This is a genomic window from Acidovorax cavernicola (genome assembly GCF_003581445.1).
In genome coordinates this window covers 1-2623 of record NZ_QXMN01000134.1, presented here as the reverse complement: position 1 = coordinate 2623, position 2623 = coordinate 1, and the positions used below count along the sequence as shown (strand labels likewise).

2 protein-coding genes are annotated in these 2623 nt (G+C 64.7%); both read left to right on the top strand.

Translation table 11 applies throughout. The features are described from left to right. The first annotated feature begins 117 nt into the window (after positions 1 to 117). A complete protein-coding gene (istA, locus tag D3H34_RS31640; protein ID WP_119558755.1) occupies positions 118 to 1629 on the top strand; it encodes an IS21 family transposase in 1512 nt (503 codons plus the stop codon). Further along, the gene (istB, locus tag D3H34_RS31635; RefSeq protein ID WP_119558754.1) at positions 1622 to 2431 is read left to right on the top strand and encodes an IS21-like element helper ATPase IstB; all 810 of its coding nucleotides are present in this window, start codon (positions 1622 to 1624) and stop codon (positions 2429 to 2431) included. The genes istA and istB overlap by 8 nt, the downstream gene beginning before the upstream one ends. Positions 2432 to 2623 lie beyond the last annotated feature (192 nt).

Here is a 2623-nt window from a genome sequence, read left to right as displayed (position 1 = left end):
TGTTGGCGCCGACCGGAAACTGAGCCAGTTTTGTAGGTAGTGCCGAAGTAAAAGTGAGCCAGGTGTTCAACCTACCCTGCTGTTTATTTAAGCGGCGGGGTTCGAGGAGTGATCACCATGGACATGATTGGCAAGATCCGACGGCTGCACGCGAGGGACAAGCTGTCGGAGCGAGAGATTGCGCGCAGGACGGGGCTGTCTCGCAACACGGTGTCGAAGTGGCTGCGCGCACCAGTGAAGGAGGCGCCGAAGTACCGGCGCGAGCCGCGCCCGAACAAGCTCAGCCCGTTTGAGGAAGCACTCAAGCAGGCATTGACAGCCGATGCCAGGCGGCCCAAGCACGAACGACGCACGGCACGCGCGTTGCACGCCGAGATCAAGGCTGCGGGCTACAACGGCGGCTACTCAGCCATCACTGACTTCGTGCGGACGTGGCGCCAGGGTGAGGGGCAGACAGTCAACGTCACGGCGTTCGTACCGCTGAACTTCGAGCTGGGCGAAGCCTTCCAGTTCGATTGGAGCGAAGAAGGCCTGGTTGTCGGCGGCATCTATTACCGCATGCAGGTGTCGCACCTGAAGCTGTGTGCGAGCCGTGCGTTCTGGCTGGTGGCGTACCCGAGCCAAGGCCACGAGATGCTGTTCGACGCCCATACGAGATCGTTCGCAGCGCTGGGCGGTGTGGCGCGCCGCGGGATCTACGACAACATGCGCACCGCAGTGGACAAGGTTCACAAGGGCAAGGGCCGCACCGTCAATGCCCGCTTCGCCGTGATGTGCGCGCACTACCTGTACGACCCCGACTTCTGCAACGTGGCCTCGGGCTGGGAGAAGGGGCGTGTGGAGAAGAACGTGCAGGACAGCCGTCGGCGCATCTGGATCGAGGCGGCCCGGCGTCGCTTCGGCTCCTTCGTCGAACTCAATGCCTGGCTGGCGGAGCGCTGCCGGGCGCTGTGGAACGAGGTCCGACATCCCGAGCACAGCCAGTTCAGCGTGGCCGAGATGCTCGAGCACGAGCGTCCCCACCTGATGCCCATGCCTGAGCCCTTCGATGGCTACGTAGAGAAGCCAGCGCGGGTGTCGAGCACCTGCCTGGTGTCGGTGGCACGCAATCGCTACTCGGTGCCATGCGAGCTGGCCGGGCAGATGGTCAGCACGCGGCTGTACCCGGGCAACGTCGTGGTGGTCGCAGAAGACGCGGCGGTGGCGCGCCACGAGCGCCTGAGCGCCTCTGGGGGCACTCGCTACGACTGGCAGCACTACATTCCGCTCATCCAGCGCAAGCCTGGTGCATTGAGGAACGGTGCGCCCTTCGCAGACATGCCCGAAGCGCTGCAGCAACTGCGCCGCGGCTTGCTGCGCCAGGCCGGTGGAGATCGCGTGATGGCCCAGGTGTTGGCCATCGTGCCGACGGCGGGGCTGGACGCGGTGATCGTGGCGGTCGAGTTGGCGCTGGAGAGCGGTCCGCCGTCAGGACGGGTCAGCGTGGAGCACGTCGTCAATGTGCTCGGCCGGCTCACCGCGCCGGCAACACCGCAGAGTGCCGAGACAGCGCTGCAGATCGTCACGCCGCCGCTGGCCAACACGGCACGCTACGACAGCCTGCGTGGACAGGAGGTGGACCATGCGTGATGTGACCGTCGAACTCAAGGCACTGCGCCTGCACGGCATGGCCAGTGCCTGGTGCGATCTGGCGGAGCAAGGAACTGCGTCCGGCCTGGATGCCTCGCGCTGGCTGGTCGAACATCTGCTGCAGGCTGAGACCACGGACCGGTCGATGCGTTCAGTGCAGCACCAGATGAGCTCGGCGCGCTTCCCCGTGCACCGGGATCTGGCGGGCTTCGACTTCGACGCGTCGGTGGTCGACCAGAAGCTGGTTCACCTGCTCGCAATGCTGGAGTTCACCGAGGCCGCGCACAACGTTGTCTTGGTCGGTGGTCCGGGCACAGGCAAGACCCATCTGGCAACGGCTCTGGGCGTGTCGGGCATCACGCGCCACGGCAAGCGCGTGCGGTTCTACTCGACGGTCGATCTGGTCAATGCACTGGAGCAGGAGAAGGCCCAAGGCAAGGCCGGTCGTATCGCGCTGAGCCTGCTGCGAATGGATCTGGTGATCCTGGACGAGCTGGGCTACCTGCCGTTCAGTCAGGCCGGCGGCGCGCTGTTGTTCCACCTGCTGTCCAAGCTGTACGAGCACACCAGCGTGGTGATCACAACCAACCTGGACTTCGCCGAATGGTCGACGGTGTTCGGCGACGCCAAGATGACGACCGCGTTGCTCGACCGCCTCACGCACCACTGTCACATCGTGGAGACGGGCAACGAGAGCCATCGATTCCTGCACAGCAGCGCCACGGCGAAGAAGCGCATCAAGGCCAGGGAGCAGACCCGCAAGACAGGCGCCAAGGCCGATCCAACAGACGCCGCTGATTGACCGCCACCGCGCGTGGCAAGGCGCTACGGGCTACGCCCTTCGCGCCTTATGAGTTCGATCACAGAAGCGAAAGGAGGTCACAGAACAAGGCAAGACATACACTTATCCACAGCCGACCATTGCTGCGTCGGCTTCCACCCCTGGCTCACGATTCAAGCGGCGCGGTGGCTCAGTTCTACTTCGGCGCGGACA

Coding starts and splice junctions, on each gene's coding strand:
- istB (WP_119558754.1), top strand. CDS start 1,622: ATGCGTGATGTGACCGTCGAACTCAAGGCACTGCGCCTGCACGGCATG.
- istA (WP_119558755.1), top strand. CDS start 118: ATGGACATGATTGGCAAGATCCGACGGCTGCACGCGAGGGACAAGCTG.